Origin of the sequence: Zunongwangia atlantica 22II14-10F7, assembly GCF_002094855.1 — a bacterium.
GTDB lineage: Bacteria > Bacteroidota > Bacteroidia > Flavobacteriales > Flavobacteriaceae > Zunongwangia > Zunongwangia atlantica.
On sequence record NZ_ARYN01000015.1, the window covers coordinates 1 to 25,973 of the forward strand.

At 35.4% G+C, this 25,973-nt stretch carries 15 protein-coding genes; 9 read left to right on the forward strand and 6 right to left on the reverse strand.

The genetic code is table 11. The features are described 5' to 3' along the window. The first annotated feature begins 40 nt into the window (after nt 1-40). The 4 genes from IIF7_RS15410 to IIF7_RS15425 all read left to right on the forward strand — a co-directional run bounded on the left by IIF7_RS15410 (nt 41) and on the right by IIF7_RS15425 (nt 9,606). Nucleotides 41-5,332, forward strand: coding sequence for an Ig-like domain-containing protein (locus IIF7_RS15410; protein WP_084842600.1), 5,292 nt, complete (start codon nt 41-43; stop codon nt 5,330-5,332). Nucleotides 5,333-5,375: 43 nt separating this feature from the next. Further along, nucleotides 5,376-6,314: a PorP/SprF family type IX secretion system membrane protein gene (locus tag IIF7_RS15415; protein WP_084842601.1), complete on the forward strand. Its 939-nt coding sequence runs from the start codon at nt 5,376-5,378 to the stop codon at nt 6,312-6,314. 12 nt (nt 6,315-6,326) lie between these two features. Beyond that, nucleotides 6,327-8,252 (forward strand): OmpA family protein, encoded by a 1,926-nt coding sequence (locus IIF7_RS15420; RefSeq protein WP_084842602.1) that lies wholly within the window; start codon nt 6,327-6,329, stop codon nt 8,250-8,252. Between the two features lie 382 nt (nt 8,253-8,634). Then, on the forward strand, nt 8,635-9,606 hold the full coding sequence (locus IIF7_RS15425; RefSeq protein WP_084842603.1) for a hypothetical protein: 972 nt from the start codon (nt 8,635-8,637) through the stop codon (nt 9,604-9,606). 46 nt (nt 9,607-9,652) lie between these two features. Here the strand turns inward: IIF7_RS15425 and IIF7_RS15430 are convergent, their stop codons facing one another. After that, a complete protein-coding gene (locus tag IIF7_RS15430; RefSeq protein ID WP_084842604.1) occupies nt 9,653-10,885 on the reverse strand; it encodes an MFS transporter in 1,233 nt (410 codons plus the stop codon). Between the two features lie 450 nt (nt 10,886-11,335). On the opposite strand from IIF7_RS15430, the gene IIF7_RS15435 reads away from it, so the two are divergent. The 5 genes from IIF7_RS15435 to IIF7_RS15455 all read left to right on the forward strand — a co-directional run bounded on the left by IIF7_RS15435 (nt 11,336) and on the right by IIF7_RS15455 (nt 20,403). Continuing rightward, a complete protein-coding gene (locus IIF7_RS15435) occupies nt 11,336-14,497 on the forward strand; it encodes a SusC/RagA family TonB-linked outer membrane protein (RefSeq protein WP_084842605.1) in 3,162 nt (1,053 codons plus the stop codon). Between the two features lie 63 nt (nt 14,498-14,560). Further along, nucleotides 14,561-16,351 (forward strand): RagB/SusD family nutrient uptake outer membrane protein, encoded by a 1,791-nt coding sequence (locus IIF7_RS15440; protein WP_084842606.1) that lies wholly within the window; start codon nt 14,561-14,563, stop codon nt 16,349-16,351. Nucleotides 16,352-16,458: 107 nt separating this feature from the next. Continuing rightward, on the forward strand, nt 16,459-17,124 hold the full coding sequence (locus IIF7_RS15445) for a basic secretory family protein (protein ID WP_245801657.1): 666 nt from the start codon (nt 16,459-16,461) through the stop codon (nt 17,122-17,124). Nucleotide 17,125: 1 nt separating this feature from the next. Then, nucleotides 17,126-18,562: a discoidin domain-containing protein gene (locus IIF7_RS15450; RefSeq protein WP_139801344.1), complete on the forward strand. Its 1,437-nt coding sequence runs from the start codon at nt 17,126-17,128 to the stop codon at nt 18,560-18,562. A 17-nt stretch (nt 18,563-18,579) separates the two neighbouring features. Continuing rightward, the gene (locus tag IIF7_RS15455; protein ID WP_084842607.1) at nt 18,580-20,403 is read left to right on the forward strand and encodes a discoidin domain-containing protein; all 1,824 of its coding nucleotides are present in this window, start codon (nt 18,580-18,582) and stop codon (nt 20,401-20,403) included. 461 nt (nt 20,404-20,864) lie between these two features. Here IIF7_RS15455 and IIF7_RS15460 read toward each other — a convergent pair whose 3' ends face one another. The 5 genes from IIF7_RS15460 to IIF7_RS15480 all read right to left on the reverse strand — a co-directional run bounded on the left by IIF7_RS15460 (nt 20,865) and on the right by IIF7_RS15480 (nt 25,938). Beyond that, nucleotides 20,865-21,017 (reverse strand): SsrA-binding protein, encoded by a 153-nt coding sequence (locus IIF7_RS15460; RefSeq protein ID WP_084842608.1) that lies wholly within the window; start codon nt 21,015-21,017, stop codon nt 20,865-20,867. Nucleotides 21,018-21,084: 67 nt separating this feature from the next. After that, the gene (locus tag IIF7_RS15465; protein WP_084842609.1) at nt 21,085-23,247 is read right to left on the reverse strand and encodes a M56 family metallopeptidase; all 2,163 of its coding nucleotides are present in this window, start codon (nt 23,245-23,247) and stop codon (nt 21,085-21,087) included. Nucleotides 23,248-23,260: 13 nt separating this feature from the next. Beyond that, nucleotides 23,261-24,496 carry a M56 family metallopeptidase gene (locus tag IIF7_RS15470; protein WP_084842610.1) on the reverse strand — a complete coding sequence of 412 codons (1,236 nt, stop codon included), beginning with the start codon at nt 24,494-24,496 and terminating at the stop codon, nt 23,261-23,263. A gap of 3 nt (nt 24,497-24,499) precedes the next feature. Next, nucleotides 24,500-24,865: a BlaI/MecI/CopY family transcriptional regulator gene (locus IIF7_RS15475; protein ID WP_084842611.1), complete on the reverse strand. Its 366-nt coding sequence runs from the start codon at nt 24,863-24,865 to the stop codon at nt 24,500-24,502. A 77-nt stretch (nt 24,866-24,942) separates the two neighbouring features. Next, entirely contained in the window at nt 24,943-25,938 is a 996-nt protein-coding gene (locus tag IIF7_RS15480; protein WP_084842612.1) for a carboxypeptidase-like regulatory domain-containing protein, read from the reverse strand. Between the last annotated feature and the right edge of the window lie 35 nt (nt 25,939-25,973).

The window sequence follows — 25,973 nt, forward strand, 5'->3', positions numbered from 1 at the left end:
TATACTATGACCGTTTTTTGCAGGAGTAGAAGAACTACCTGTGACTCCGGTTTTAGTGGAAGAAAATATAGATGTAATTTCTGGAGGAGACGTAACATTTGAAATAGAAAATCCAGATGCCAACTTAACGTATAACTGGTATGCTGAAGGGGATGCAGCTACTATAATTCATACGGGGGAGACGTATGAAATTACAAATGTGACCGCTTCAGCAGGTTATACAGTGAGAGCAATTTCTGATGCCGGTTGCGAAAGTGAGGCTGCTATTGCAACTATAAATCTATTGCCAGATTCATTAGCTCCAACGGTAGTTCCTTCAGAAGCTACCATTACTGAAGGTGAAACGGTGACTTTTACAGCTAGCAGTGAAAATCCAGACCCTGTTGTGTATGCCTGGTTTGATGAAGATGGCGTGGAAGTTTTTGTGGGAGAAAACTTCACTACACCATCAGATTTAAGCCCTGGAACTTATACTTATGATGTAATTTCCAGGAATCCAGATACGGGACAGGAGTCTGAACCTACGCAGGTCACTGTAATAGTTTTAGAGCAATTGTTGCCTCCAACGGTAGTTCCTTCAGAAGCTACAACTACTGAAGGTGAAACTGTGACTTTTAAAGCAAGCAGTGAAAATCCAGATCCTGTAGTGTATGCCTGGTTTGATAAAGATGGTGTTGAAGTTTTTGTGGGAGAAAACTTTACGACACCATCAAATTTAAGCCCTGGAACCTATACTTATGATGTAATTTCCAGAAATCCAGATACGGGACAGGAGTCTGAACCAACGCAAGTTGTAGTAATTGTAGAACCAATAGGAGATTTAAATGATTGTACTGCGGCTAACGCTCAGAATAATGGGATAGATGGATTGCTTTGTGTATCATGCGGAGTAACAAATGCCGGTAATGCCGTAGATAATGATCCAGATAATTTTAGCCGTTTAAGTGTATCGGTTGGCGTAGCTGCTTCGGTTTATCAGGAATTAATTTTTCCACAGGCGGGTATTTCAGGAGATAATATTCGATTAGATTTAGGAATACCTAGTGGCCTTGCTGATGTAGGTGTTTTAAGCGGTATTCAGTTGACATTGTTCAATGGTGCAACTCAGGTTAATCAGTTTACTTTAGACGCTTCTTTAGTTTCAGTAAATGTACTTGGAGGAGATCGATTTACAGCAGATTTTGAAGCTAACGGAACCTATGATCGAGTTGAGGTTAGAAATTTAGGTCTTGTAACTGCGCTTACCAGCCTAGATATATATGGAGCTTACATTTTGGTGCCAGAGGTACAGGTTGATAATGATACTGTAGAAATTTGTAGTGGAGAAACAGTTGATTTCAATATAGCAACTGAGGCAGGTTTATCTTATGCCTGGTACGACTCAGAAACAGGAGGTAGTCTATTAGCAACTGGAGGTAATTATTCAACTTCAGAAATAAATACCAGTCAGACTTTCTATTTAGAAATAAGTAGGAATTCTTGTCCAATTCAGGATAGAATTCCGTATGAAGTCGAGGTCTTACCAACCGCTACGGAAGATGATATAGTTGTAAATGACTTAAGCATTTGTGCTGGTGGAAGTGTGGAACTACAAGCAAGCAGTTCAATCACAAATCCAATATTTACATTTTACTCAGATGCAGAATTAATTTCAGAAATCACCAATCTTACCGTAACACCCACAGTAACTACAACGTATTATGTAACTGTAAGTGGAGATAAAGTGTGTGAAAACCTTCCAAGTGATGCTGCAATGATCACGGTGGCCGTTAGCGATCCGGGTACACCAACTACAGATATGGCTATGCAGAGTTTTTGTGCTCCGGCTACAGTTGCCGATCTAATGACCAATGAAGGAAATGTAGTTTGGTATGCCGATGAAACTGGTGCAGATATTTTAGATGAATCTACAACGCTTCAGGATGGAATGACTTATTATGCTGGTTTTGATCCTGCCAGTGGTTGTGCTAGTTCAGAGTTATTAGCAGTAACTGTTGAAATTTTACCTACTGCTACAGAATCTGATATTATAACTACAGATTTAGAAATTTGCTTAGGAGAGAGTTTTGAGTTAAGCGCAAGTAGTGCGATAGCGAATCCTGTGTTTAGATATTATACTAATGCTAGTCTTACTTCAGAGATTACAAATCTTACGCTTATTCCAACATTTAACGCAACCTATTATGTAACAGTAAGTGGGGACGGACTTTGTGAAAATTTACCCGGAGATGCTGCGACGATTACGGTTACAATTAGTAATCCTGGTACGCCAACTACAGATATGCCAATGCAAAGTTTCTGTACTTCTGCTACGGTAGCGGATTTAATGACCAATGAAGAGAATGTAGTTTGGTATGCTGATGAAGATGGAACAACACTACTTGCACAAGACGAAGCTTTAGTTGATGGAATGAACTATTACGCCGGTTTTGATCCTACTCTAGGATGTCCTAGCAATCAATTGTTAGCGGTACAAGTGGAGATCTTGCCAACCGCTACAGAAGATGATATTATTGTAAATGATTTAAATATTTGTACAGGTGGAAGTGTTGATTTAGAGGCAAGCAGTTCAATTACAAATCCAATATTTACATTTTATTCAGATGCAGAATTAACTTCAGAAATCACTAATATTAACGTATCACCAACGGTAACTACCACCTATTATGTAAGTGTAAGTGGAGATGGAGTTTGTGAAAATCTTCCTGGCGACGCCGCAATGATTACAGTAATTGTTAGTGATCCGGGTACACCAACCACCGATATGCCAACACAAAGTTACTGTGCTCCAGCCACAGTAGCCGATTTGATGACCAATGAAGGAAACGTAGTTTGGTATGCTGATGAAGATGGAACAACACTACTTGCAGAAGACCAAGCTTTAGTTGACGGAACAACCTATTATGCCGGATTCGATCCAGCCAGTGGATGTGCTAGTTCAGCATTGTTAGCTGTTGAAGTTGAAATTCTACCAACCGCTACGGAATCTGATCTGGTAGCAATGGATTATGATATCTGTATGGGTGGTAGTGTGGAACTGGAATCAACAACTTCGGTAGCCAATGCAACGATAAGGTATTACGCCGATGCAGATCTAATGACTGAGATCACCGATCTAACAGTAATGCCAACGACAACTACAAGCTATTATGTAACGGTAAGTGGTGATGGACTTTGTGAAAACTTACCAGGTGATGCGGCGATGATTACGGTAAATGTAAGCGATCCCGGTACACCAACTACGGATATGCTAACACAAAGTTTCTGCGGAGATGCTACCATAGCTGATCTGATAACCAATGAAGGCAATGTGGTGTGGTATGCCGATGAAGAAGGAACAACGATCCTGTCCGATACTGAAATATTAGTAAACGGAACTTACTATGCCGGTTTTGACCCAGCAAGCGGTTGTGCAAGCAGTGAACTATTAGCGGTAACAGTAGAGATTCTACCAACAGCTACGGAATCAGATCTGGTAACAATAGATTACGATATCTGCGTGGGTGGAAGTGTGGCACTGGAGGCAACGACTTCAGTAGCCAATGCAACGATTAGATATTACGCTGATGCTGAACTGACCACGGAAATCACCGATCTAACAGTAATGCCAACGGCAACTACAAGCTATTATGCAACGGTAAGTGGTAATGGTATTTGTGAAAACCTTCCTGGTGATGCCGCAATGATCACGGTAAGTGTCAGTGATCCGGGGACACCAACCACCGATATGCCAACACAAAGTTTCTGTGCTGAAGCTACTGTAGCCGATCTAATGACCAATGAAGGAAACGTAGTATGGTATGCTGATGAAACTGGTGGAGACATTTTAGATGAATCTACTTCCCTTCAGGATGGAATGATTTACTATGCAGCTTTCGATCCAGCCAGTGGATGTTCTGGTTCAGAACGTTTAGCAGTTACAGTAGATTTTTTACCTACGGCTACCGCTAATGATATAGCAGTGAACGATAGCTTTATTTGTAGTGGCGGTAATGTTATACTTACGGCAACTAGCTCGATTAGCAATCCTGTATTTAGGTATTATACTGATGCAGCTCTAACTTCAGAAATTACCGATCTAACAGTTATGCCAACAAGCACTACTGCTTATTACGTAACGGTAAGTGGAGATGAAATTTGTGAAAACTTACCGGGTGAAGCGGCTACACTTCAGGTAATTGTAAGTGATCCCGGTACGCCAACAACAGCATTACCTAATCAATCTTTTTGCGCCGGGGCAACGGTGGCTGATATTCAGGTAAATGAAAGTAATGTTGTTTGGTATGCTTCTGCAGATGCAACAAACCCAATTGCTCAAAATACGCAATTAGAAAACGGTATGACCTATTATGCCGGTTTTGATCCCGCTAGTGGTTGTTCAAGTTCACAGCGATTAGCAGTTACAATTAGCTTACTAGCAGATACGGTTGCGAGTATAGACGGACTCACAGATGATATCTGTTTAATGGATGAAGTGACTTATACTACAGAATCTGGTAAAGAAGATTACTTATGGGATATCGAAGGAGGTGAAATTACAGCCGGTGGTGGATTATCTGATAATTCAGTTACTGTAAGATGGACAAGCCTTTTAAATACTTCAGTAAGTGTTTCTTATATGGATAACGGAAGTTGTTCAGCAGAACTTATGGAAATAATCGATATCATAGTGGTAAACTGTTCAGATCTAGCGATGAGCGTTTCTGTAGATAACTTCTCACCGATGATTGGAGAAGATGTGACTTTCACCATTAGGGTTGATAATCTCGGTAATGTAGACTTTAATGATATCATGATTCGAAGTATGTTGCCAGAGGGTTACAGAGTAAAATCGATAACTTCAGTAAAGGGTCAGTTCAGTATGGTAAATAGAAATTGGAAGATATCGATGCTACAGGCACATGCCTTTGCTGAAGCCAGAATTATTGCGGAGGTCACAGATGAGGATGATTATATGAAAGTGGTAGAACTTATGTCTAGCGTTCCGGTAGATCCTAATGCAAGTAATAACAGGGCACAAATTACGGTTAATCCGCTTTGTCTAGTGGTTTATAATGAATTTACTCCAAATAATGATGGTTCTAATGATGTATTCAGGATCGATTGTATAGAGAATTATCCTAATAACAAACTAGAAGTATACAATCGCTATGGAGATCTGGTATATGAAACCAGGGGATACCAAAACGATTGGGACGGAACGGCAAATCGAGGGCCGGTACTTACCAACAAACCCTTACCAGTAGGTACGTATTATTACATATTGCAGGTAGATGGAAGAGGAGAAGTAGAAAATTTAAACATGCAGGGATGGTTATATATAATGAGATAATGTATAGATAAAATTAAATCTTAACTGAGAAAAAATTAAAATTATGAATACAGCTTATATATATAGAAATTTAAAAGCCTGCTTAGTTCTTCTAATCTTAATAATAACTAAAGTGGCAAACGCGCAGCAAGATCCGCATTATACACAATATATGTACAATACAATGTCTATAAATCCTGCCTATGCAGGAAGTACAGGAAGCTTGCAGGCATTGCTGCTTTATCGTAGTCAATGGGTTGGGGTAGATGGAGCTCCAGAAACTCAGAATTTTAGTGTGCATAGTCCGCTTCGTAATGAAAAAATGGGGCTGGGATTAAATATTGTAAATGATGAGCTTGGTCCATCCAGTGAAGTTTTTGCAGATGTAAATTTTTCATATACCATTCAGACCGGGTATTACACAAAGCTCGCCCTAGGAGTTAAGGGTGGTGCCCGGCTTTTGAATGTAGATTGGAGCAAAGGTCGTTTTTACGATCCAGAAGATGTGCTTTTAAACACCAATATCGATAGTAGGATTATGCCATCTGTTGGTGCCGGCGCTTATTGGTATTCAGACCGTTGGTATATTGGTGCATCCGTTCCAAATTTTTTAAGATCAGATTATTATGATGATATTGAAGAGTCTGTACTTTCAGATCGCTTGCACTACTTCATAATGGGGGGCTATGTATTTGATATCAACCGAAATCTGAAATTGAAGCCTGCCTTTTTAGTAAAAGCGGTTAGCGGTGCACCAGTTTCAGTAGATGTTTCGGCCAATGTTTTATTACAGGAATTCCTGAATTTAGGAGTAGCCTATCGATGGGAAGATTCGGTAAGCTTTTTAGCAGGCTTTCAAATCTCAAGAAGCTTATTTGTCGGATATTCTTTTGATTACACCACAACAGATTTTAATAAATATAATGATGGTACCCACGAGATTTTATTGCGCTTTGATCTCCTAAAAGGAAATAATAAAATTAAATCCCCTCGATTTTTCTAATTCACTTTTGTTATGAAAAACTACATTTTACTATTGTTTTTTTTGAGTTTGGGAGTTACGCTACAGGCGCAACGTTTAAAGCATGCCGATCAATTATTTGAGGAAATGAATTATATAGAGGCCGCAAAAGTCTATGATGATTATCTGGCCAAAACCGATGAAAGAGAAATTGAAACCTTGAAAAAAGCCGGGGATGCTCACTATTTAATTAGTGAGATCCCAGAGGCTTTAAAATGGTATACGGAATTGTATAGCATTCAGGGAGAAGCGATGGAAGATGATTATATGTTTAAATATATCCAAAGTTTACGCGGAGTTCAGGATTATAAGAAAGCAGATGAACTTGCTGAAGTTTACTTAAAACGAAAGAATAATCCCATGCTTATAGCTCGTTTTATGGAACAGAAAAAGGAGTTATGGGGAATGCAGGAAGGAAACTCTGGTTACCTACTTTATAATTTGTCCACAAATAGCGAGAATTCAGATTTTGGGCCGGCATTTTATGGCGACCAGTTAGTGTATTCTTCCAGTAAAAAGAATAATGAAACTGGCAATAAAATTTATGTATGGAACCAACAACCTTTTCTTGACCTGTACATTGCAGATCGCACTAAGAATAATGGTGAGCTTATAAATGAAAAATTATTTATGGAAGGTCTGGCTTCCCGTTATCATGATGCCACCATTGCATTTTCCAGAGATTTAGATACCATTTATTACACCACTAATATGAGCAAAAACAACAAGCTGTTTAGTAATGCAGATGGTGTAAATAATTTCCATGTAATGCGCGGACTTATAAAAGAAGGTGAGATTAGCGATGTAGAAGACCTAATTTTTAATAGTAAAGACTATTCGGTTGGACATCCGGCACTTAGCGGAGATGGAAAACACTTGTTTTTTGTCTCCGATATGCCGGGTGGATTTGGTGATACCGATATTTATGTAGTTCAGCTCAACACCGACGGAAGTATGACGCAGCCTAAAAACCTTGGGCCAGAAATTAATACTGAAGGTCGAGAAATGTTCCCATATTACCAGGATGATGTTTTGTATTTTTCTTCAGATGGACATTATGGTTTAGGCGGATTGGATATTTTTCAGGCTAAAAATTTAGGTGATTTTCGTTTTAGCGTTCCGCAGAATTTAGCAAAACCAATTAATAGCAGTAAAGATGATTTTTCTTATATCATTGCTGAAAATCAGGAAGACGGTTATATATCCTCTAACCGAAGTATGGGCAAAGGCGATGATGATATTTATTATTTTACACGTTGCTGTTATCAATTAGTGGCGGGAAAAGTATTGGATTCACTTACCAAAAAACCTTTAGAAAATGCGGCTATAATTATCAAAGATCAATTTGATGCAAAAATAAAAACAGTAACCACAGATAGCCAGGGAATGTATGTAGCGCAGGTTCCCTGTAATGATGAGTTTTTATTTACTGCGGAAAAAAATAACTACTCAAAAGCTGCAAAATCGATTACCACAGAAAATGTTCATCGTGATACCATAAGTGGGGTTAACTTTTTACTGTCTGCTTACCAGGATCTGGTAGAGACCGATGGTGATGAGGAGAAAATAAAGATCGATCCTATATTTTTTGAATTTAACCAATACGATATACGGCCAAAAGCGGCAAAACAGCTGGATCATATAGTGTATGTGATGCAAAGTTTTCCTGAAATGAAGATCAAGATCGAATCGCATACCGATTCCCGAGGTAGTGATACTTATAATTTAATTTTGTCTCAAAATCGTGCAAAATCGACTAAAGAGTATCTAATCTCGCAAAGAATTGCTGAAAACCGAATTGTAAGCATCAAAGGCTACGGGGAAATTGAAATCCTAAACCGCTGCAAAAACAAGGTCGAATGTTCTGATGAAGAACACGAAGAAAACCGCCGCTCAGATTTTATTGTGGTGGAGAGGTAGGAGTGACTAATATCTATGTACAATTGTTTGAAATTTGAAGTATTATTTCTGAATGAATATTTTTTAAAAGGGAAACGGTCAAGATTCTAATTTTCAAAAAAAAATAATGGACTAACAGTTCAGCAAATTTAATTTCATCTTTTTTTCATTTGCCGTAAAATACCCGATATCAGGTATTTTTTGAAGCTTTAGATCTTAAGAAAACATATCAAAAATGATCAATACTGATACTTGGAGTATAAATTTTAAAAATTGATTTTGTTCTAGGATTTTGTGTGAATTAGTTTTAGATTTATGAAAATCAATTTGTTAGTGGGGATTTCCCAATATTACACCTAAAAAGTTTTAAAGTAATTCATTCAATCATCTAATTTCGATCATCATGAAGACAAAAATCCTTTTCATTTTCATCGCTTTTTCCTTTTTCAATCTTAATGCGCAACAATCAGATCTTAGTGCTAATAAGATTATGATAAAAGTTTATAAAAATTACCAGGAAAATCAACCTGAAGAAACACACATGGCCAAAACTTATTCGGCGGAATTGATAAGGTTGAATAACGATCCTGTAGTCTTAAATGAAAGTATTGGTTATTCGATCTATTTGGGGCAAAAAAGAAATACTGCAGTGTACTCAGATTATAAATTTGTGCCTAAAAATTCAAGAATTTCAACACCTAAGGCTGAATTCGAAAAGTGGATCGAGAAAGAAACAAATATCAGTATTATAGGATTATCTACCGGAATTCACCAATATCGTGTGTTTCAGGAATTAGGCCCTATTTCAAAGAAAAAACACAATGTATTTAAATACAATATCGAGAAGATCACTAAAGAAAATGAAGCGATCGTTCATTTTTTAAATGATCATTTTGAAGGAGAGTTAACTGTAGATCTAAACGATTATTCTATCAAAAATGCGAGTTATACGACTAAAAAATTATATAGTATGACACTAAACCGTTATGTTGAAGGTGATGTGGAACTATATTTTGAAAATTCTTCGCGATTATCCAAAATATCATCGAAGTATAAATATAAGGAAATGGATTATGAGAATAATCTGATGGTTTTGGAGCAAAAATTGGAAGATTTCGAGATCTCTTCAAATGAGTACTGGGCATTTAATTTGTACAGTCAAAATCCCTTTGTGATCTATAATGAAACCGAATGGAAAAAATATAAAAACATACTATCGAAATTCGATAATTTAGATGCTAATTTTTATGCTTCAGCTAGAGCAGAATTAAAAAATAGTCTCTGTGAAAATTCGGGTAAGTGGTTAACTTCAGAATCTAATCAGTTAAAACTTGCTTATCATAAAATAAGGTCTTTAGAGCTACAATTCGATTAGTTTTATGCCTAAAATACGATTTTGCTATTCCTTTCAGTGTAAAAAATTATACCGCAGAGTTTTGCAATTTCAATTTTCTTCGATGGTTCTTCAGAATTAAAAAAGTAGCGTAAAAAATCACCAAAACTAGCGGAATACCAACACCTAAATATCGCAAAGACATATCAAAAGTGTTTGTAATTTCTCCGGAAGAAGAGATCGCAAAACTTACGATGGAAGTGATAATATAAAGGAGTCCGCCAATTAATCCTCCGGCAATCCCGGCATTACTGGGGAAATAGATCATATTCTGAGTAAAATAGTTGGTAAAAATAAAACCAGAAATAATATGCATTAAAAAGGCAAATCCTATTAAAAGATATAATTGGTCTAATTGAACAGCAGCGATTACAAATAGAATTAACAAAACGATTTGTACAAAAGCCGATATTCGTAATTTTTGAGGGAAATTTTTTTTCGAAAAAGTTTTACTTAAAATTCCGCCAATCATCCAGGAAATTCCCAGGATAAGTGTACAATATCCTGTGGTCACGGCATTAAAACCAAAGTGATGTTCTACCACAAATGGGCCGGCGATATTAAATACCATTACGGTAGAGTAGGCAAGTCCTAAGATTAAAATTCCAAAAACAAAGGCTTTATTTTTCAACATGATGGCGTAAAGCATGGAAGTTTTCTTCAGGTTGAATTTCTTCACATTTCTTATTGTTTCGCCACTTAACAATAATTCAGCAAAAAATAGAATTCCGGCATAAATAGCGAGGAAGTAAAAATTAGCCTGCCAATTAAATAAACTTTCCAGATATCCGCCAAGAAAAGGTGCGATTATTGGTCCGCAAGACCACACAATGGTGAAAAAGCTTAAAAAATGCTTTCGTTTTTCTTCATCATAAACATCTACAAAATAAGCACGTTTTGCCACCACGATAAAGGAAGTCCCCAATCCCTGTACAATTCGCCAAAAACAGATTAGCCAAACCTGCTCTGTCCAGGTAATAGCAAGACTACTTATAACTAAAGCCACTAAAGAAAATAAAACGGGTTTGTAACGCCCAAGACTATCTAAAATGCTCCCAACAAATAGCTGTGCAAAACCATAACTTAAAAAGAAACAAGTTAAGGTAAGCTGAATACTTTTTTCTGAAACCGAAAGATTTTGGGCCATAGAAGGGAAGGAAGGCAAATAAATATCGGTCATAAATCCTGAAAGTGGAATCGTAAAGAAAGTGACGATGGTAGCAATTTGTTTCCGTTTTTCAGAGGCTTCTCTTAAATGCATTGTTTGTGGGGATTAAGAATGCGGCAAATATCAGATTAATTTTCGGGAGGTAAGTCGGAATATTTTAGTGTGACTTTCAGTATTTGAAAAAAGTTATTTATAAGTGAGTTGTAAATAGAAACTTTTCATTTTTTTTAATTATCACATTTATAATGGATTAGGTGTGATTCTGTCTATTTTGATGACGAAATTGTTGTAAAACGAGTCTTTAAAAAGGAGTTTTCATATCAATAATATAAAAAGAAGTATTCAATTTATTATCTAAAGGCTTATGAATCTAAATAATTAAAAAATTTAGGATATAAATATTTAATTATATGTAATATTAATATTTCATTATGTTAAAATTAACTTTTTGTTTGATAACACGGAATTATTGTATTTATTTAGCTAAATCGATTAACTAAAATAATTTAGTTGAATTTATGTTAATTTAAAAACTAACTAAGCATGGAAAAACAATTACTCTTACAAAAAGGGTGGAAGGCAAGTTTTAACAAAATTGTTGGTTTTGGGAAATCCAGTTTTGGGCAAATTCCAAAATCTAAGTTGTTGCTTGTTTTTTTAATGATTTTAAGTGTCCAAGATTTTTATGGGCAGGAATCTGTTACCATTACCGGTACGGTAACAGATAATAATTCACTGCCTTTACCTGCGGTTTCTGTTATGGAAAAGGGAACCCAAAATGGAACACAAACAGATTTTGATGGTAAGTATACCATTACAGTAAATTCAGGAGCAACCTTAATATTTACTTATGTAGGTATGAATCCTTTAGAAATGAGTGTCGACGGTAAAACTGTTATCGATGTGGCTATGGAAAATGATCCACAGGCACTAGATGAAGTTGTACTTGTAGGTTATGGTAAACAAAAGAAGATTAGTGTAGTAGGTGCACAATCTACTATCGAGCCAGCCGAACTACAACAACCTGTTGCTAATATTTCTAGTATGCTGGCGGGTAGAGTTGCTGGTCTAACCGGAGTGCAACGATCAGGTTTACCTGGTTATGATGGGGCCGATATCTGGATTAGAGGTATAAGTAATATAAGTGGAGGAAACTCACCTTTAATATTAGTAGATGGGGTACAACGTTCTCTAGATAATTTGGATCCTAGGGATATTAAATCTTTTACTGTTTTGAAAGATGCTTCGGCAACAGCAGTTTATGGAATTAGAGGTGCTAATGGTGTTATTTTGATTGAAACCAAAAGAGGACAGATTGGAAAACCTGAAATTTCGGTAGATTATAATGAGGGTATAACACAGTTTACACAAATGCCAGATTTAGCAGACGGTGTTCTTTATATGAATTTAGCTAATGAAGCTTTAACTACCAGAGGACAGGTTGCAAGATATTCTCAGGAAACTATAGAGAGAACTGCTAATAATTACGATCCTTTATTATATCCAAATGTAGATTGGTTTGATGAGGTTTTTGATGACTTTGGTAGAAATAGAAGAGTTTCTGCCAATGTTAGTGGAGGAGCAGAACAGGCTAGATATTATGTTTCCTTAGGATACTACGATGAAACAGGCTTATTTGTAACCGATGGTCTAGAAAATTATGATTCAGATACGAAATTTAAAAGATACAATTTCACATCAAACCTTACTGTAGATATCACACCTATTACAGAAATGCATTTAGGGATACAAGGTTATGTCTCTGAAGGTAATTATCCATCTGAAGGAGTTGGAAATATATTTTCTCAGGCAATGTTAGTTCCTCCAGTAGAATATCCTGTATTATATCCAGGAGGATTTATACCGGGTATTAGCTCGAATGGAGATTTACGTAACCCATACGCAGATGTAGCGATGAGAGGTTACAGAAATGAAAACAAGAATCAATTATATTCAAACTTAAGATTAACTCAAAAGTTAGATTTTCTAACTGATGGTTTGTCGCTTACTGGTATGTTTTCGTTCGATACTTACAATCAGCACAATATTACCAGAAGTAAAAGGGAAAGTACTTATTTCGTTAATCAGGATTACCCATATACCGAGGATGGAGAAATTATCATTAATGAAACATATACAGGATCTAATTATTTAAATTACGGTAGAGCAAATTCTGGTAATAGAAGATTTTACCTGGAAACCAGTTTAAATTATGATAGATCATTTGGAGATCATCAGGTAAGCGGACTGTTATTATTTAATAGAACCGACTATGTAGATGCTGCTGCTAATGATTTTACAGCTTCTATTCCATATAGAAATCAGGGACTTGCAGGAAGAGCTACATATTCTTATGATAATAGATACTTCGCCGAAGTAAATGCAGGTTATAACGGATCTGAAAACTTTAGTCCAGATGATCGATATGGTTTCTTCCCTTCATGGGCATTAGGATGGGTTGTTTCTAACGAAGATTTTTTCGAGCCATTGACTAAAACGATTAACTATTTGAAATTTAGATATTCTGATGGTTTAGTAGGTTCAGCTTCAGGAGCAGGCCGTTTTGCATATCTAAGTAGAGTTGAAGATGGTCAATCTGGATATAATTTTGGTGAGAACGTTTACGGTATCGGAGGGATTGCTGAAAATTACCAAGGTGTAGATGTGACATGGGCTGAATCCAGAAAGCAAGATTTAGGTATAGAACTTAATGCTTTCAATAATAGCTTTAGATTAATCTTCGATTTATTTAAAGAGCGTACGGAAGGATCTTTTCTTCAAAGATCAGATGTACCTAACTATATAGGTTTGGTTAGTGATCCTTATGGGAATTTAGGAATTACCGAAAATAAAGGTTTTGACGGTACTTTAGAGTACAATAAAACTATAAATGATTTTAGTATTAATCTTCGCGGGGTGTTTTCATATAACGAAAATGAGATTATCGAAAACGGAGTTCCAGAACAGCCTTATGAATGGTTAGATAGAAGAGGTGCAGGTTTACTTGCTAGATGGGGTTACGTAGCTGAAAGGCTGTACACTTTAGAAGATGATACAGATGGAGATGGTTTAATTACTCCGGCTGATGGTAATGGTATACCAGAACAGTTTGGGCAAATTATGCCTGGAGATATTAAATATACAGATCTAAATGGAGATGGTCGTATAGATGCTTACGATCAAAAACAAATAGGTAATGGTGATGTACCTTATTTTACTTATGGACTTGGTATAAGCACACAATACAAGAACTTCGATTTGAGTGTATTCTTTCAAGGTCAACACGCTGCAGATATTTTACTTAGTGGTATAGGAATCCAGCCATTTATTGGTGACGGTGGTCGCGGAAACCTTTATACTATTGCTGAAGATAGATGGACGGTAGAAAATAATGATGCTTATGCTACATACCCACGTTTATCTTATGGTTCTTCAGGTATCGGACAAACAAATAATACTCAGGCTAGTACCTGGTGGTTAAGGGATGTTAACTTCTTAAGATTAAAGACGGCTGAAATAGGCTATACTCTGCCACAAAATGTATCAGAAAGATTGGATCTTGATAATGTGAGGTTTTATATGAGAGCCACAAACTTATTTACAATAAGTGATTTTGATCTTTGGGATCCAGAACTTCTAACAAGTAATGGAGGGCAGTATCCTAACATTTCTGTAGGTTCTGTAGGTGTTACTTTCAGATTTTAGAATTAGGGAGATGAAAAATAACACATTGATGATTAGTCAAAATGATTTGAAAAAAATATGATAATGAAAAAAATATTAATCTTAATCGTAAGTATACTTTTAGTATCCTGTAATGATGATTATCTAGATCAGGTTCCTGATGATCGTCTTACATTTGATGAGACCTTTTCCAGAAGAAATACGGTAAGGCAATATCTTGCAAATATTTACTCTCGTATTCCAGATGAACATTCACAACGTTATGTAGGTGCGGGAGCAGGCCCATGGACGGCAGCTTCAGATGAAGCCGATTATACATGGTCTGGAAACTGGGCAAATAGCCTGAATATTGGAGATTGGAATCCTACTTCTCAAAATGTGAGCAATATTTGGTCAAGTTTTTATCGAGGAATTAGAGCTGCATCTACTTTTATTCAAAATGTAGAAAGCTGCCAGGATTGTACAGATAGTGATATTTTACAGTATAGAGCAGAAGCAAGAGCTTTAAGAGCTTTTTTCTATTATAATCTTATTCGTAGCTGGGGACCAGTAATTCTTCTTGGGGAAGATCCAATTCCGGCAGATGCAGATCTAAGTGAATTAAATAGAAATACTATGCAAGAATGTGTAGAGTATATTGTTTCTGAACTTGATATAGCTGCTAATAATCTTTCTGATTTTCCTTACGATGGGCAAAATGCAGGGAAAATGAGTAGACCATATTCTCTAGCTTTAAAAGAGAAAGTTTTATTGCTGAATGCGAGTCCTTTATTTAATGGTAATACAGCATACTCAGATATGGTTGATGCTGAAGGTACACCATTAGTGAGCCAGAGTGCAGATGCTTCGAAATGGCAAAGGGCAGCAGATGCTGCAAAAGACTTTATAGATGAGTTTGTTCCCGGTACCTTTAGTTTATATCGTGAGAATGATGCAAATGGAACGTATAGTCCTTATTTGTCTACCAGAAATGTAATGATTACAGACTGGAATGAAGAAATAATTTTCGCAAGACCTAGAGGTTCTAGTTACTTCTTCTACGATGTAACTCCTTTTCACGCCCAGTATCCACAAGAGGTAAAAGGAGGTGGAGCTTTAAGTGCTACTCAGGAAATGGTAGACGCATATTTTATGGCCAACGGCCTTTCAATAGACGATCCTAATTCAGGCTATCAAGAAGATGGGTTTTCAGATTTTCAATCTCCTTACGATATTCAGCAAAGAACAACTTATAATCAGTGGGTAAATAGAGAGCCTAGGTTTTATGTAGGGATTACCTATAATAATAGCTTATGGTTAAACCGAAATTTTGGAAATGTAGTAACAGAAACTTGGTATAATGGAAATTCAGGTAGAGCCGTAGGAGGAAACGATTATAGTAGTACGGGGTATGTAGTAAGAAAAAATGCAACTACAGATATATGGTGGAATACAGCTTATGCAGTTCCTATGCTAAGATTGGCTGAAATTTATCTGGATTATGCAGAAGCTTTAAATGAAGCAGATCCAGGAAACCCTGATATTCTTACTTATTTAAATGAGATAAGAAATAGAGCTGGTATACCAGAGTATGGGCCGGGAGGTATTGATGTTCCAGGAACACAAGCTGAAATGAGAGAAGCTATTCATAAAGAAAGAAGAGTAGAACTTGCTTTTGAGAATGTTAGATATTTTGATGTTAGACGATGGAAAGAAGCAGAAGATTCTTTTAACGGAGCTACACATGGTTTAGATATAAATTCCCCTCAGTTAGATAATTTCTATACAGAAGTAATTTTTGAAAATCGTGTATTCACAGAAAGACATTATTTGTGGCCAATACCACAAGATGAAATCAATGCAAATCCGGCATTAATCCAAAATACCGGATGGTAAATTTTGAGTTTGAATTGAGTTAGTTTGTTCACACAGGCTCTTTCCCACGTGGTGCAGCGTGGGAAGAGTCTTAACTTTCAAATAAACTACTCGTAAAACATGTAAAGATGAAAATATTAAGATTAGTCATACTACTTTTAGTGGTAAGCCTTCAGGTAAATGCTCAGGAAGTTGAAGAATATTCAAAAGGAAAGCTGAGCATAACTTTTAAAAATTTTGATGCTACTTTAAAGGAGGGAACTGAAGATAAATTTGTTTCAACTGTCTTTAAGGTTTACCCTAAACTTTTAAAAGATTTTAATCCAGATGCCCAAAAGCATATCACCATTAATATAGATACCTCTTACACTGGTGTTGCCTATGCTTTTAATGGAGAAATCACTGTAAGTAGCAGGTGGTTAAAACAAAAACCTACAGATATAGATCTAATAACTCACGAGGTTATGCATCTTATTCAATCTTACCCACATGGTGGTGGGCCTGTTTGGCTTTCAGAAGGTGTAGCAGATTATGTTCGATTTAAATATGGTGTGGATAACACAGGAGCTGGATGGTCTTTAACAGATTTTAATGAAAATCAAAGTTATACCAATAGTTACCGTATAACTGCGAGATTTTTAGTTTGGTTAAGTGAAAATTACGACGATGCTATAGTGTATAAACTGGATCAACAAATGAGATCTAAAACCTACTCAGAGGGTTCTTGGGAAAAGCTTACAGGTAAAGGAATAGATTCTTTATGGGATCAATATTCAAAAAATCCAGAGATTTAATATGATAAAATTTCCATTCTATAATCTTTTTTCTGGTTTAGCGCTGTTTTTCTTTATGAATTCATGTTCCTCAAGTGAAGATGAAGTAACTCTTGAAGATGATAGAGAGGAAGTTGAAGAGCCAACTGAAGAAGAGCCTGATGATGAATATGCGGCACCAGCCATGTGGCAGGAGCACTGGTTTGATCATACAGAGTTAGTGCAACTGGTTTACGAAAATGAGGATCTTGCTTTGTATTATGATAGTGATGTAGACCGTTCAATTATCTGGCCTAACACTACATTTTCAGATGTTTGGGAGTATGTGAAAACCGTTTATGGTTCTTATGGTGAAGATGAAAAATTATATGCCATATTGCATACCGATAAATACTCTGGTGGGCATCCATCAACATTTATGGATGAAAGTCACGATTTTAGAAATGTTGTAGACTGTGGCCCATACACATGGCAGGACGAAGATCCAGATTTGGGTTTAAGTATGATGATTCATGAAGTAGGACACATTGTTGAAGGCGCTACTAATGGTATTCAATACAATCCGGCATGGGATATTTGGGGAGACAGTAAGTGGGCAGAGATTTTTGTATACGATGTTTATAAAGGAATTGGTAAAGATGATTTTGCGCAGCATGCCTATGATGATTTTATGAATACTGTAGATGACTATCCTCGTCCGGGCACAATGTGGTTTAGAAATTGGTTTTATCCTATCTATTCAAATTATGGAGAAGCTGCGCTTTTGAATAATTTTTATGATTTGTTAGCAGATTATTTCCCAACGAACTCTGCCAAAAACAGGTTTTCTCGAAGAATGAATATGGGAGAGTTTATCCATTTTTGGAGTGGTGCTGCAAATCATGACCTTAAGGAGCAGGCTACGATTGCTTTTGGATGGAGTTCAATTTACGAAGAACAACTTACCAAAGCTCGTGAAGATTTTCCTGAATTAGATTATGAATATTCAGAAACTCCAGAGGTGGATCAGCCTGTTAATTTTGCTTTAGAAGGTAACTTAAGTGTAAGTGCTGAAAATGCAAATGGAGCAGAAGCACAGGAAGGTTCTTCTAAACTTACAGATGGGTTACTAAGTACTAAATTTTTTCTAAGACCATATTCTAGCGATTTCGAGGCGATTTTATCTTTTGAAGACGAAATTACTATTAATGCCTATTCCATTTCATCTGCTAATGATTTTGCAGAAAGAGATCCCAAGAGCTGGGAATTATTAGGCTCTTTAGATGGAGAAAATTGGGAGAGCATTGATGTTCAAACAGAGGTAACCTTTGAAGAACGTTTTCAGAATAAAATTTTTGAGTTCGACCAGGATATCAATTATTCTTACTTCAAATTAAGGATTATGGAGAATGCAGGTAGTACAGATCTGCAGGTAGGTGAATGGAGCCTGCTATACATTAATGACCAAAATGATAATTAACTTTTAATAATAGAGTTATGAAAAAAAATACTTTTAAAATACTTCTTGGTTCACTACTTTTTGTAGGGATTACTTCTTGTGAATCAGATGATAGTAGTATCGTGGATGGAATGCCAGATGCTATTGTAAATACAGATGGAGCAGATGCTCCTGCCAGAGGCTTAAACGAAAGCTGGTTTGGTCACGAAGAGGCCTTAAACCGCCAATATTATGAAACCAATGTAGCGGTTTATTATGATGATTATGTAGATCGTGAAATTGAATGGCCATTTTTATTTACCCAGAGTATTTGGGATAATACAATAAGCACATATACTACAGTAGGGAATAATATTTTATACGCAGTCTATCACACAGGAGCTACAAATCAGGCTGAATATTTAACCAATTTTGATTCTGAAGTAAGTGGCGGTGTAATAGATGTTCCACTTGATGATGCTGAAATGGGAGAAGAAATCACAACTCAGATTATTTCTCAAATAGGTAAGCTTGTAGAATACTCGGCAAAAGGGGTAGAAGGCTCTCCAGCTGAAGATTTATGGATGGACGAATTTAATAAGATCTTTGTGTATGACACCTATCTAAATCTCGATATGGAAGCTGAAGCAACAACGGTAAGAGATCGCTATGCAGCTACCCAGTTAAATGGTGTTTATTGGTTTAGAGATTGGTTTTTACCACTTTATGAAACCTACGGTGGTACTTCTTTCCTAAACAATTTTTATAATATTACTTCGCAAAACTATCCAAAAGATGGCGATAGTTATGCCAGAACAATGAATTTAGGAGAGTTAGTTCATTTTATGAGTGGTGCTGCCGGCGAAGATCTTCAACCAATGGCTGAAGTAGCTTTTAACTGGACAGATGATATTGAGAGCGAATTATTACAAGCTCGTGTGGCATTTCCAGATTTAGCTTATCCTTTTGAAGCTGTTTCGCAACTTCGTGATGTAACTGAAGGTGCAAGTATTACAGTAAGTAAAGAAAATGGTGGAGGAGCAGGAGCAAATGAAGGTTCTCCAAAATTGATTGATAACGATCCTAATTCTAAATACCTTACAGGTAATGTACAAAACATTATAGGAACTAGTGATTTTTGGTTACAACAGGAATTAGTAGCTCCAGAAGCAGTAAATAAATATACACTTACCTCAGGTAATGATGCTCCTTCTAGAGATCCTAGTGCATGGCAACTTTTAGGATCTAATGATGGTTCTAGCTGGACCGTTTTAGACGAGAGAGCTGATGTAACTTTCTCTGATAGAAATCAAACTAGAGAATTTGATTTCGACAATTCAACTGAATATTTGTATTATAGGTTGAATATTACAGATTATAATGGTGATTATAACTTCCAGTTAAGTGAGTGGAGATTATTGGTTTTAGAAACACTTACTGCACCAGAACCTGTAGATTATACGATAGGGGCGACTATTTCTGTAAGTAAAGATCATACAAACGGAGCAGATTCTAACGAAGGATCTTCAAAACTTATAGATAACGACACTTCTACAAAAATGTTTCTTGGAGGATATACCAATGATTTCTGGATGCAGCAGGATTTGTCTTCAGAAGAAATCGTAACAATGTATACGCTAACTTCCGGAAATGATGCACCAGATAGAGATCCTCAAGACTGGACGCTTTCTGGATCTAATGATGGAGAGAACTGGGACGAATTAGATAGCCGTACAGGTGAATTATTTGATGGTAGAAATCAAACTAAAGAATTCTCATTTTCTAATGAAACAGCTTATCGATATTATAGGTTAGCAATCACAGCTAACGCTGGTAGTGGTGATTTCCAAATGAGTGAATGGCGACTTATTGGTATGGAATAGGTCAATTTTAATAACTTCTTTTTTAGACCCCGGGAGCGATTCCGGGGTTTTTTATTACAGGATGGCAAATACCGCTAGACTTTTCACGCTAGTAAGTTTTTAAAGTTTGAAAATGCATTCTGCTAAAATCTACGTGCGTTTGCCTAGAAGATTTTACATACGGCTCTCCCATAATTATTTTGCATACTACAAACAGTGGTAGGTCAAAAAGCCTAAATTTTTATAAAATACATCTATGACAACGATTCTGCCAGCTTGGAGGCGAAGGAAAGTTGAATATGGTAGCTAACCTGTTAATTACAATTTCTATTTTGCAAATCGATAGCAAAAACTTAGTAGATCATATCCCACTTTCTTTAGCGGAATGAGAAAAGAAATATTAGAAAGATCTTCGAGATTGAAGAATCAGGTGATAAACCAATTTTATATAGAGCAATAGAATATCGATTTCTATAAATATTCTAGTCTAAGGAATTTTTAGTGACCCAGGTTTTCCAGCCAATAATCGCCATTTGTACTTTGCTGGCCTTGGTTAAATCTAATTGCTTTTTAGAATAGCTTGGCAAGACTTTCTTGTTAAGCCTGGCTAAAGTTTTAAACAACTTCTTTTTCATTTTGGTCAGTTTATTTCAAATATATTAAAATATTGACTTTCAATAAAAAAGAAGCCGTTTTTATAAATTACTTACCAGGTGTTTGATTGGTAATCTTAAAGGCATCATTTTCAGTATCCATAATCATATAAATAGTTTCTACATGATCACTGCTGTTCGAAGCGCTGTAGGTAACATTCCATGAAGATGAACCAGATTGTCTGGATTTCATTTTAATATTATCGATTAGCCCTTCATCATTTCTGTGTAGTTTTTTAATATCTACATCAACATCGTATGCTTTTTTAATTTTCTTGATCATACCATTAATAGCGGCATCAGTTTCATATGGATTAATAGTATAAACAAAAACTTTAGAAGTCGTTTGTATTGGTATATCACCTTTATAGTCGTTGGTGTAAATTTCCACTACACCATTTTCAGTATGTTGACCTTTGTATTTAGTAGCTGCGCTTTTGTCTTTTAACACATACAATGCTTTAATATCTGCAGGAACTATTTTTTCAAACTCTTTAATTGAAATCACTTCACCGTTTAGCACATAAAGTGGTTGCCCTTGCTGGTTAGAAATGTTTCTAATTCTTACAGCCGTTTTAAGTGTATCTAATGATTTTTGGTTTTCGACTTTACTAGAATTTCTAACCTTAGTCGTGTAAATTTTCACACCATATTTAGAAGCTTGGGCACCATATAGGGCAGTCGCTTCGGCTCCTTTTAAATAAGTAGTATTTTCAATGTCCTTTTTTTCTAGATGATTCAGAAATGTTCTGTCTTTTTGAATAATTCCGTCTAAAATAAAAAGAGTGTCATTCGATTTTATTGGTGACGAGAAATTTACTATTCTAGTCAAATTTCTTTTTTGGCTAGGTTTTGTTTTTTCTTCGGAAGGAGCATCTGCTTTATGCGTAGTTTTTACTGAACTAGCCTCTTTTTTTAAAGTTAAGATTTCCGGTTTTTTGGCTGAAGTGATCGTTAAAAATTGAAGTTCAACTGCTTCTTCCTTTCTATCTAGATTTTTATAAAATTTCTGAAGATCATCTATAAGTTCTGTTTTAGATAATAATACAGCACCATCTTTAGCATGTTTGCCATACTGCTGTTTTGCAGTTGTCGGTTTCATAATTTGTACCGCCTCAAAAGTGATCGCTTTTCCTTCAATTTCAGATTTTGTATAACTTTTATCATCTAGAATATAAAGTGGTTTTTCGCCTAGAACATCAAAAGCTTTAGATCGAATTGGTAATTTTTGATTATCATTTTTAGCTGCTTCTGTATCTTCTTCAAAACTCACATTACCTAATATACTTTTGTTCTTTACGGTGTCAATTTCCTGATTTAAATTTAGTTTTGGCGAAGAATCTAAGACGATACTTTCTTTCTTTAAATTAAAACTGTACAAAAACAGGCATAAAAATGGAATTACTAAAAGTGTTTTCCACGGTGTGTTTTTCTTTTTCGATTTGTTAAGCATGATGATTCTTTTTTTAATAAATGATTGATAAAATTGATTAGACATGGCTGGCTGTAAACCAACAGTGGCCATCACTAAAGCTTTTTGATATTCTTTTTTACTCGGGATATTGGCTACAGCATCCTGATCTGCTAAGAACTCCAGGTTTTGTATCACTACTTTTTTATAAAGCCAGATAAACGGGTTAAACCAAAAAACTACACAAAGCAGCGAAGTAAAAATAACATCTAAAGAATGCCATTGCTTTGCATGTATTTGCTCGTGCTTCAGGATTAATTTTAGATCTTTTTCGTTGTGTTTTTCAGGATTAAAAACAATGTGTTTAAAAAATGAAAATGGCTTAATGTTTTTAGAAGTTCTAACCAGTTTTAAAGTTTTAAACCGCTTTTGTTTTCCAGAGTTTATAATTCTTTGAAGGCTATATAGTTGAAATAAAAACTTAAATGCCATTATAGCTATCCCTAATAAATACACATAAAAACCAATTTGCCACCAATCTATAGGTTCTTCTATGGGCAAATTTTCCTGCGGAGCAAATTCAGTAAAAGCGATATAAGGGGCATTGCTGCCTTGGGCTTCTATGTATTCTTTTTGTGTAAAGTAAATAAATGGCAAGACCAGGGAGCTTACAAGACCAACTAATAAAAACTTACGGTTTTGCATAAAACTAGTCTCCTGTTTTAGCAAAAGGAAGTAAGCGAAATAAAATAATCCGATTAATGCAGAGGATTTTAAAAGATAAATAAGTACGTCTTGCATAATAATATGTAATTTAATTCTTGGTCCTTATGAAAGCAGCATTAGTGTCTTTAGAGATTTCAATTCTATGTGCTGGATTCATTTTCAGGATTAATTTTTGATCTTTAAAGCTTATGTAGTTAGAAAATGATGTTGATTTAGTCTGATTTTCCATTGATAAACTTTGTACAAAATCAGTATCGCCAGGAAACTTTCTGCTTATAGTAAATTCATTTAATTGTCCGTTTAGATATGAAACGTCCGAGATCTTTAAAGTGACAGAATCCTTATAAAAATGATTAAACATAGAAACCTTGCTTTGCAGTTCTTCTTCACTGGTATCCCGATTAAAATAAAATGAAAATTCTGCATTTTCATCTATAGTCTCCACTTCATCCACATTACAACTGTAAAAGATAAAACTTAAACATGGGATTAAAAAGCTTAGTTTTAATAAATGTAATTTGCTGGAAGCTTTTTTATTAAGCATGATAATTCGTTTTTTGATTGATGATTGATTAAATGATGTAATGGGTAATTGCTGATTTGCTAAACCTTGTGATAAAAGCTGATATTGGTAAAATTTGAATTCATTTTTTTGATTGGTCGCTCTGGCTTTCTTCATTACCGCTCGATCTGTAATAAATTCTAGGTTATCGATAATTCGAGTTTTTAACAGATAAATTAGCGGATTAAACCATAAAAAACATTGCATTAGATGAATAAAAAGTACATCCAGGCTATGAAATTGTTGCGCATGGATCAACTCGTGCCTTAAAACATAGTTTTTAATGCTTTTTACTGAAATTTTATCTAGAAAAATGTAGTTGAAAAACGAGAATGAACCATGATTATCAGGACTTTGCTTTATTTTAACGCCTTTTATTACTGAAATATTTTCTGTAGCAATTATTAGTTTTTTCAGTTGAAATAATCGAAGTATAAACCGGCCAAAAAAGCTAAAACTAATGAGTAGATAAATCGAAAAAATAATTGCTTCAAAATTTATCGAATTTCGACTACTAATATTCGTTGAATTTTTACTGAATTCTTCAAAAGTACCTTTAGTAGCTTCCAGAAAAGCCGTTGGCTTAATTTCTACGAAAATAGTATACTTAAAAAGTGGTAAAACAAGACTAAAAACAATTCCGAAGATGAAATAAAACCTCGAAAATTTAAAGAATTTGGAATTTTTTAGAAATAACTCGTAACCGGCAAAAAATACTGCCAGTATCAAGAAATTTTCGATAATGTAATTCCAAAATTCCACGTTTTAATCTTCTTTTTTATTCTCGATAATCTCTAAAATTTCTCTAAGCTCTTTAGCGCTAATTTTTTCTTCTTTTGCAAAAAAGGAAACCACACTTTTATAACTATTATCAAAGAAACGTTTGGTTGCAATATTCATAAACTGTTTGCGATAAGCTTCTTTGGTGATTACCGGGTAATATTGGTGCGTTTTCCCATAGGCGATATGCGCAACATATTCTTTTTCCTCTAAATTTCTAACAATGGTAGAAACGGTGTTGTAGTGTAATTTTTGTTCTTTAATATGCGGAATGATCTCTTTTACGAAAGCTTTCTCCAGCTTCCAGATAATTCGCATAATTTCTTCTTCCTTGTTTGTTAATTTTTCCATGCTAAAATGCTCTCAAATTAATATTTGATAAATATAACGAAAAAAATAGTTATTAAACTAGAATCGTAGTAAATATTTTATAAACCATAATTTAGTGGTAGTGTATTTGCAATTCTGGATTGTCCCATAAAACCAGAAATACTATAAGATCTGGTAGGGCTAACGTTCCCAAACTCATCGATATAAAAAGGATATTCGTAAATAATAGCCGATTGTTGATCTTCGTAAAGAATGCTTAGTTGTTTGGCAAGCATTATCACTTTTGTAAATTTTCCTTCTGGTGCAATTTCAAAATATTTGTAGGGTGCTACCTCAAATCGTTCGTGAAAAATTCTAAAATTATGCTCGGTAAGTTTTTTGTTTGCAAGTGCACGCATAAACTGAAGTAAAGATCCGCTAAAGGCTTCTTTACGATGTTTTATAAAACGTCGTTTTACTTTTTCATTTAGTTCTCTAAAGAAGCTTGTGCCTTCATAAAATGTGAAATCTACCAATTGTAGTCCAGAACTGCCACCACTGTATTTAACCGTAAAATCCATCAGCTCATATTCGATAATATAGCCTAGATATTTATTTTCGATAATAATTGGCTCGTTGGCAAATGCAATAAGTTCAGCATTCGATGGGCTGTATTTTAATTTTATAGCATCTTCATTTAAGATCTTTGATTTGGTAGCCGCTTCAGTTTTTCCTAAAAATTCTCTTCTAAAAACTCGCAGTTTATGTTCTCTTGTCCATGGATCGGTTTCTAAAACAACAGTTTCTAATTGATCGATACTTTCTTCTAAAAATACGATTGGAAAATTGTCGTCTTTAAAAACCGAAATATTAGCAACAGTTCTGGTGGTGTAGCCAATCGACCTAAAAATAAGCGGAGAGATATTGGAAGCGGTATTCTGAATTTTAAAAAAACCTTCTTTATTACTGGTGGTTCCCAAGCTGGTACCGTCAAAATAAATAGATACACCCTGAAGCGCACTAGAGTCTTTCGCGCTTAAAACTCTACCGGTATAAACTTGTTGCGCACTTAGCGGTACAGAAAATAAAAATAGAATAAAGAAGATATTTTTCATGCTTACAATATAACGATAATTTTAGTCAGTAAACT

What these genes read in the sequence shown, in the direction of transcription:
- IIF7_RS15465 (WP_084842609.1), bottom strand. Translation starts at nt 23,247, where the DNA reads ATGCAAGACGTACTTATTTATCTTTTAAAATCCTCTGCATTAATCGGA.
- IIF7_RS15450 (WP_139801344.1), top strand. Translation starts at nt 17,126, where the DNA reads ATGATAAAATTTCCATTCTATAATCTTTTTTCTGGTTTAGCGCTGTTT.
- IIF7_RS15430 (WP_084842604.1), bottom strand. Translation starts at nt 10,885, where the DNA reads ATGCATTTAAGAGAAGCCTCTGAAAAACGGAAACAAATTGCTACCATC.
- IIF7_RS15480 (WP_084842612.1), bottom strand. Translation starts at nt 25,938, where the DNA reads ATGAAAAATATCTTCTTTATTCTATTTTTATTTTCTGTACCGCTAAGT.
- IIF7_RS15415 (WP_084842601.1), top strand. Translation starts at nt 5,376, where the DNA reads ATGAATACAGCTTATATATATAGAAATTTAAAAGCCTGCTTAGTTCTT.
- IIF7_RS15435 (WP_084842605.1), top strand. Translation starts at nt 11,336, where the DNA reads ATGGAAAAACAATTACTCTTACAAAAAGGGTGGAAGGCAAGTTTTAAC.
- IIF7_RS15475 (WP_084842611.1), bottom strand. Translation starts at nt 24,865, where the DNA reads ATGGAAAAATTAACAAACAAGGAAGAAGAAATTATGCGAATTATCTGG.
- IIF7_RS15445 (WP_245801657.1), top strand. Translation starts at nt 16,459, where the DNA reads ATGAAAATATTAAGATTAGTCATACTACTTTTAGTGGTAAGCCTTCAG.
- IIF7_RS15460 (WP_084842608.1), bottom strand. Translation starts at nt 21,017, where the DNA reads ATGAAAAAGAAGTTGTTTAAAACTTTAGCCAGGCTTAACAAGAAAGTC.
- IIF7_RS15455 (WP_084842607.1), top strand. Translation starts at nt 18,580, where the DNA reads ATGAAAAAAAATACTTTTAAAATACTTCTTGGTTCACTACTTTTTGTA.
- IIF7_RS15425 (WP_084842603.1), top strand. Translation starts at nt 8,635, where the DNA reads ATGAAGACAAAAATCCTTTTCATTTTCATCGCTTTTTCCTTTTTCAAT.
- IIF7_RS15420 (WP_084842602.1), top strand. Translation starts at nt 6,327, where the DNA reads ATGAAAAACTACATTTTACTATTGTTTTTTTTGAGTTTGGGAGTTACG.
- IIF7_RS15440 (WP_084842606.1), top strand. Translation starts at nt 14,561, where the DNA reads ATGAAAAAAATATTAATCTTAATCGTAAGTATACTTTTAGTATCCTGT.